The organism is Streptomyces noursei (assembly GCF_001646665.1).
GTDB classification, from domain to species: Bacteria; Actinomycetota; Actinomycetes; order Streptomycetales; family Streptomycetaceae; genus Streptomyces; species Streptomyces lavendulocolor.
The window spans coordinates 137401-143598 of the sequence record NZ_LWBU01000363.1; the positions used below are offsets into that span (position 1 = coordinate 137401).

9 protein-coding genes are annotated in these 6198 nt (G+C 72.1%); 5 read left to right on the forward strand and 4 right to left on the reverse strand.

What is annotated here, in order from left to right; all coding sequences use genetic code 11:
• Window positions 1-5: 5 nt before the first annotated feature.
• Both A4V12_RS25740 and A4V12_RS25745 read right to left on the reverse strand, forming a co-directional pair.
• The gene (locus A4V12_RS25740) at window positions 6-299 is read right to left on the reverse strand and encodes an MTH1187 family thiamine-binding protein (protein ID WP_064071795.1); all 294 of its coding nucleotides are present in this window, start codon (window positions 297-299) and stop codon (window positions 6-8) included.
• Window positions 296-640: a DUF3817 domain-containing protein gene (locus tag A4V12_RS25745; protein WP_064071796.1), complete on the reverse strand. Its 345-nt coding sequence runs from the start codon at window positions 638-640 to the stop codon at window positions 296-298. Before A4V12_RS25745 ends, A4V12_RS25740 begins: the two co-directional genes overlap by 4 nt.
• 173 nt (window positions 641-813) lie before the next feature.
• Between A4V12_RS25745 and A4V12_RS25750 the strand changes: the two genes are divergently transcribed.
• From A4V12_RS25750 to A4V12_RS25765, 4 genes are all read left to right on the forward strand, one after another.
• Entirely contained in the window at window positions 814-1452 is a 639-nt protein-coding gene (locus A4V12_RS25750; protein ID WP_079137342.1) for an AIM24 family protein, read from the forward strand.
• Window positions 1452-2102, forward strand: coding sequence for an AIM24 family protein (locus A4V12_RS25755; RefSeq protein ID WP_064071798.1), 651 nt, complete (start codon window positions 1452-1454; stop codon window positions 2100-2102). The genes A4V12_RS25750 and A4V12_RS25755 overlap by 1 nt, the downstream gene beginning before the upstream one ends.
• Window positions 2099-2875, forward strand: a complete 777-nt coding sequence (locus A4V12_RS25760; RefSeq protein ID WP_064071799.1) for an AIM24 family protein — start codon at window positions 2099-2101, stop codon at window positions 2873-2875. The genes A4V12_RS25755 and A4V12_RS25760 overlap by 4 nt, the downstream gene beginning before the upstream one ends.
• 137 nt (window positions 2876-3012) lie before the next feature.
• Entirely contained in the window at window positions 3013-3489 is a 477-nt protein-coding gene (locus tag A4V12_RS25765; RefSeq protein ID WP_064071800.1) for a MarR family winged helix-turn-helix transcriptional regulator, read from the forward strand.
• An 86-nt stretch (window positions 3490-3575) separates the two neighbouring features.
• Here the strand turns inward: A4V12_RS25765 and A4V12_RS25770 are convergent, their stop codons facing one another.
• Together A4V12_RS25770 and A4V12_RS25775 are read right to left on the reverse strand one after the other, a co-directional pair.
• Entirely contained in the window at window positions 3576-4937 is a 1362-nt protein-coding gene (locus A4V12_RS25770) for a sensor histidine kinase (protein ID WP_064071801.1), read from the reverse strand.
• Window positions 4934-5593, reverse strand: a complete 660-nt coding sequence (locus tag A4V12_RS25775; protein ID WP_064071802.1) for a response regulator transcription factor — start codon at window positions 5591-5593, stop codon at window positions 4934-4936. Before A4V12_RS25775 ends, A4V12_RS25770 begins: the two co-directional genes overlap by 4 nt.
• A 126-nt stretch (window positions 5594-5719) precedes the next feature.
• Between A4V12_RS25775 and A4V12_RS25780 the strand changes: the two genes are divergently transcribed.
• Entirely contained in the window at window positions 5720-6055 is a 336-nt protein-coding gene (locus A4V12_RS25780) for a PepSY domain-containing protein (RefSeq protein WP_064071803.1), read from the forward strand.
• The last annotated feature ends 143 nt before the right edge of the window (window positions 6056-6198 follow it).

Here is a 6198-nt window from a genome sequence, read left to right on the forward strand (position 1 = left end):
AGGGATCAGGCGGAGAGGTGGCGCTCCACCGTCTCGACCTTGGAGGTCAGGCCGTCCGTGACGCCCGGCCGGATGTCCGCCTTCAGGACGAGCGAGACGCGCGGGGCGCGGGCCTCGACGGCCGCCACGGCGCGTCTGACCACGTCCATGACCTCGTCCCACTCGCCCTCCACGGAGGTGAACATGGCGTCCGTGCGGTGGGGCAGGCCCGACTCCCGGACCACCCGCACCGCTTCGGCGACGTGACCGCCGACTTCCTCGCCGACGCCGAGCGGGGTGACGGAGAAGGCGACGATCATGCGTTCACCGTGCCCTCGCGCCGGGCGCGGGAGGCGATGACGGCGTCGTCGGCGGCGCGCTTGAGCCTGCGGTCGGCGTAGAAGCCGCCGAACGGCAGGACGGACAGGACGAAGTAGAGCGCAGCGGTCTTCAGGTCCCACTTCGTGCGGTTCCAGGCGTCGGCCCACAGCAGCACGTACAGGACGAAGAGCACGCCGTGGACCGCGCCCATGACCGGGACCGCGTTGAACTCCGTGGTGCGCTTCAGCACCGAGCAGACGAGCAGCAGGATGAAGGACACGGCCTCCGGCGCGGAGACCAGTCGGAGGCGGTGGAGGGAAGCGGCGGTATTGATGTCCACGGGGCAGCACCTTCGGCGTCGGTCGGGGTCGACTGTCACCCGCGCACCGATCTTGTGAATGGATGCACAAGCGACCCGTTCATTGTGACAGGCGCTGTCGCGTGCCCTTGGTCAGGGTCCCGGTCGCCCCCGGGGCCCTGTGACCGTCCGCGGGCACCGGTTACCGTCATGGCGTGGCAACGTTCCGACTCCAAGGCAGCAAGGTGCTCGCCGTCGACATGACCGGCGACGCCGTCAAAGCGAAGAACGGCTCGATGGTCGCGTACGACGGCCAGATGGCCTTCAAGAAGATGTCCGGCGGCGGTGAGGGCCTGCGCGGCATGGTCACCCGCCGCCTCACCGGCGAGCAGATGGAGATGATGGAGGTGAAGGGGCAGGGCACCTGCTACTTCGCCGACCGCGCCTCCGAGATCAACCTCGTCTCCCTCCACGGCGACAAGCTGTACGTGGAGTCCAGCAACCTGCTCTGCGCCGACGCCGGGCTGCGCACCGGCACCACCTTCACGGGGCTGCGCGGCGGGGCGACGGGCACCGGCCTGTTCACCACCACGGTCGAGGGGAGCGGGCAGGCCGCGATCATGTCGGACGGCCCGGCCGTGGTGCTGCGGGTCACGCCGCAGTACCCGCTGTCGGTCGACCCCGGCGCGTACATCGCCCACCAGGGCAACCTCCAGCAGAACTTCCAGTCGGGTGTGACCTTCCGCACACTGATCGGCGAGGGTGGCGGCGAGGCGTTCCAGATCCGGTTCGAGGGCGACGGGCTCGTGTACGTGCAGCCCAGCGAGCGCAACACGGTCGGAGGGGACGTCTGATGCCGTTCCGCGAGGTCAACTCGAAGATGGTCGAGGCCACCATCCACCCCGGACAGAAGATGTTCAGCCAGCGTGGCGCGATGCTGGCGTACCGCGGGGAGGTCACTTTCACGCCGAACACGGCCGGCGGCCAGGGCGGCGTGATGTCGATGATCGGCCGCCGCGTCGCCGACGAGGCGACACCCCTGATGACCGTCGAGGGCAGCGGCACCGTCATGTTCGGGCACGGCGGCCACCACATCCAGGTCATCGCCCTGACGGGCGACACCCTGTACGTCGAGGCCGACCGTCTGCTCGCCTTCGACGGCACCCTGCAGCAGGGCACCATGTTCATGGGCTCGCAGGGCGGCGTCATGGGCATGGTGCGCGGCCAGGTGACCGGGCAGGGCCTGTTCACCACCACCCTCAAGGGGCACGGCTCGGTCGCCGTGATGGCCCACGGCGGAGTGATCGAGCTGCCCGTCACCCCCGGCCGCCCCGTGCACGTCGACCCCCAGGCCTACGTGGCCCACCACGGCGACGTGCGCAACAAGCTCTCCACCGCGCTCGGCTGGCGCGACATGGTGGGGCGCGGCTCCGGCGAGGCGTTCCAGCTGGAGCTGAGCGGCAGCGGTGCGGTGTACGTCCAGGCGTCGGAGGAGAAGCTGTGAGCACGCCCGTCATTCACGACCCCTCGACCCTGCCGAGCGACGACAACGTCAACGCGTACACCTTCTGCGTGGAGCTGAAGGGCTCCCAGTGGTTCCTGCAGAAGGGCAAGATGATCGCCTACTACGGGCGCATCGACTTCAACGGCATCGGCCACGGCCGGCTGGACCGGCTGGTGCGGTCGAGCTTCCACTCGCCGCTGCACGCGAGCGACTGGGTGGTGGCCGAGGGCAGCGGCAAGATGCTGCTCGCGGACCGCGCCTTCGACGTCAACTCCTTCGACCTCGACGACGGCAACCTCACCATCCGGGCCGGGAACCTCCTCGCGTACCAGCCGTCGCTGGCGCTCAAGCAGTCGATCGTGCCGGGGTTCCTCACTCTTCTGGGCACCGGCAAGTTCGTCGCCGCGTCCAACGGTCCGGTGGTCTTCATGGAGCCGCCGCTGCGGGTCGACCCGCAGGCCCTGGTGGGCTGGGCCGACTGCCCCTCGCCCTGCCACCACTACGACCACGGCTACATGTCGGGCGTGATGGGCGGCCTGCGGGCGCTGACGGGCCTGGGCGGGGCGTCGGGCGAGGAGCACCAGTTCGAGTTCGCCGGGGCCGGGACGGTGCTGCTCCAGTCGACGGAGGTGCTGATGCCGGACCACGGGGCGACGGGTGCGGTGCCGCACGAGGCGGGTGTGCCTGGGGCGGGATCCGGCCACGGTCAGCCCGGTTCCGCACCGCGCCTTCCCGGACAGCTGGGGGACCTCCAGCGTCGCTTCGGGCTGTGAGCGGTAGTCTGCGGAGTGTGACGCCCTCGAACGTCTGCGCCCTTGACCCGGTACGGACGCGAGGACGGGGGGCCGGAGTGCCCGGCGTCACCGACCCAGAATCGTCCAGAATTCAACTTCTTAGGTAGAATCCATATATGGAGACCGAGACGGCCACCAACTGGCTGACCGATGCCGAGCAGTGCGCCTGGCGCACCTATCTGGACGTCAACAGGCTGCTGACGTACCAGCTGGAGAAGGACCTCCAGCCATTCGGCCTGACCAACAACGACTACGAGATCCTGGTCAACCTCTCGGAGGCGCCCGACCGCCGCCTCCGCATGAGCGACCTGGCCGCCGCCACCCTCCAGTCCAAGAGCCGGCTCTCCCACCAGATCACCCGGATGGAGAACGCGGGCCTGGTCCGCCGGGAGAACTGCGAGTCCGACCGGCGCGGACTGTACGCGGTCCTCACCGAACAGGGCATGGAGACCATGCAGAAGGTGGCCCCCCACCACGTCGACTCCGTGCGCAAGCACTTCATCGACCTGCTCAGCCCCGAGGCCCTGGACGGCCTGCGCCAGTCCCTCAAACCCATCGCCGAACAGCTCCGCGGCCTGCGCGGCAAACCGTAAGCGGCGCGGTCCACCCACCCGGCGGCAGCCGCGCCCACCCACGGCCGCGGCGCCCCGCCCGGGGCGGACGGCCCGGCAGGAGGGCGTCAACGGGCGGCGGGCAACCGCAGCTCCACCAGCGCGCCGCCCGACGGCGCCCGCCCCACCCGCAGCGTGCCGCCGTGACGCACCGCGACATCACGGGCGATGGCCAGCCCCAGCCCCGCGCCGCCCTCGTCGCGGCTGCGGGCGTCGTCGAGGCGGACGAACCGCTCGAAGATCCGCTCCCGCTCGGGCTCCGGCACGCCGGCCCCGTCGTCCTCGACGGTGAGCACGACGTGCCGGCCCTCGCGGCGCACCGCCACCGACACCGCCGTCTCCGCGTGCCGCTGCGCGTTGTCCAGCAGGTTGCCCAGCACCCGCGCCAGCTGCCCGCGCGACCCGTCGACCCCGGCCCCCTCCGCCGCCTCCACCCGCACCGGCACCCGGTCACCCGCCCGCTGGGCCACCTCGTCCCGCACCAGGGCGGACACATCGACCCGCCCCGCCCCCGGCCGCTCCCCCGCGTCCAGCCGCGCCAGCAGCAGCAGGTCCGCCGCGAGCTGCTGGAGCCGCACGGTGTCGGCGACCGCCCCCGGCACGTCCAGCAGCTCCGGATGCGCCGCGCCCACCTCCAGCTGGGTGCGCAGACTCGCGATGGGGCTGCGCAGCTCGTGCGACGCGTCCGCGACGAACCGCCGCTGCCGCTCCACGCTCGCCTCCAGCGCCGCCAGCGTCTCGTTCGTCGTCCGCGCCAGCCGCGCCACCTCGTCGCGCGTCGCCGGCTCCGGAACCCGCCTCGACAGGTCCTCCGACGCCGTGATCGCCGCCATCTCCCGCCGGATGCCCTCGACCGGCTTCAGCGCCCGGCGCGTCACCAGCCACGTCACGCCGCCCACGACGAGCAGCAGCAGCGGCAGCGCGGCCAGCATCGCGTCCCGCACCCCCGCGACCGTCGCCTCCTCGGCGGCGAGCGGCGCCCCCGCGTACACGGTCGCCCCCGCCACCTCGACGGCCGCGAAGCGGTACGCCGCCGTCTCACCGTCGACGGTGACCTCCCCCGTCGAGTGGTCCACGTCCTCCGACACCTCGCCGGCGGCACCGGCGGCACCGCCCGCGACCGGCCTCGTACCGGGACTGCCCGTCCCCTCGATCCGCTGGACGTCCTCCCCCACGGCGACGACCCGCCCCCGGCCGTCCACCACCTGCACCGGGTGCTCCTCCGTGTCGTCCGGCAGGTCCAGCCGGGCGAACGGCGTCCCGTTGCCGATCTGCGAGGCCACCGAACGCGCCGTCACCTCCGCCTGGAGCCCCGCCTGGTCCACCAGATTGCCCCGCAGCACCCCCAGCAGCGCCACCCCCGCCACCACCAGGGCGAGCGCCACCACGAGCGTCGCCCCCAGCGCGGTCCGCGCGCGTACGGAACTCACCGCGCCTCCAACCGGTAGCCGGCGCCCCGCACTGTCGTGATGACCCCCGGCCCCAGCTTCCGCCGCAACGCGCTCACGTACACCTCGACGATGTTCGGATCACCCTCGTAGGCGAAGTCCCAGACGTGCTCCAGGATCTCCGCCTTCGACACCACCTCCCCCGCCCGGGCGGCCAGCTCCTCCAGCACGGCGAACTCCTTCGTCGTGAGGGCCACCTCCGCCTCCCCCACCGAGACCCGCCGCCCCGCCGTGTCCACGGTGAGCGCCCCCACCCGGATCACCGGCGACGGGGAACCCCCGCTGCGCCGCAGCAGCGCCTTGACCCGCGCCACCAGCACCACGTACGAGAACGGCTTGGTCAGGTAGTCGTCGGCGCCCGTGTCCAGTCCCTCGGCCTCGTCGTACTCGCCGTCCTTGGCCGTGAGCATCAGGATCGGTACGTCGTTCCCGGCCGCCCGCAGCGCCGCGCAGACGCGGTAGCCGTTCATGCCGGGCAGCATGATGTCCAGCACGACCAGGTCGTAGGCCCCCTCACCCGCCCGGTGCAGCCCCTCCAGCCCGTCGTGGACGACGTCCACCGCGAACCCCTCGGCCCGCAGCCCGGCGGCGAGCGACAGGGCGAGCCGCTTCTCGTCCTCCACGATCAACAAACGCATGCGTTCAGGGTCCCAAACGGAACCTGAAGAACCCTTCAGCCGGCTTCAGCGTGCGTTCAGCGAGGCGGCGGCACCGTGGTTGCCGTACCGAACGCACTCGCACCATCGCATCGGAGGACCCCCACCATGAAGCGCAACCTCATCATCGCCACGGTCGCGGCGGCGGCCCTGTTCACGGGCGGCACGGCGGCCGCGTTCGCCACCACCTCGGAGGACGGCGACGCGCCCGTGAAGGCCCCCAAGGTCAGCGCCCAGCAGGCCCTCGACGCGGTCGCCCCCCACGGCACGGTGCTGTCGCTGGACCTGGACGACGACGGCGCCGGCTCCGGGCCGGCCTGGGACGTCGAGCTGCTCACCAAGGACGGCAAGACCCAGGACTGGACGGTCGACGCACAGACGGCGAAGGCGAAGCAGGACACGTCCGACGCCTCGGACGACTCGAACGGCCGCGACGACGACTGACGACCGGCCCCCCGCCGAGGTGCCCGCGGCTCACCCCCTGCGCGGTGCGGCCCCCCGGGGGCCCGGCGCCCGGCTTCGGCACGGTTCCGCCCGGTGCGCCACCCGTGCGGTGCCTGTCCGGTGGGTGGCGGGGTGCGGCCCCT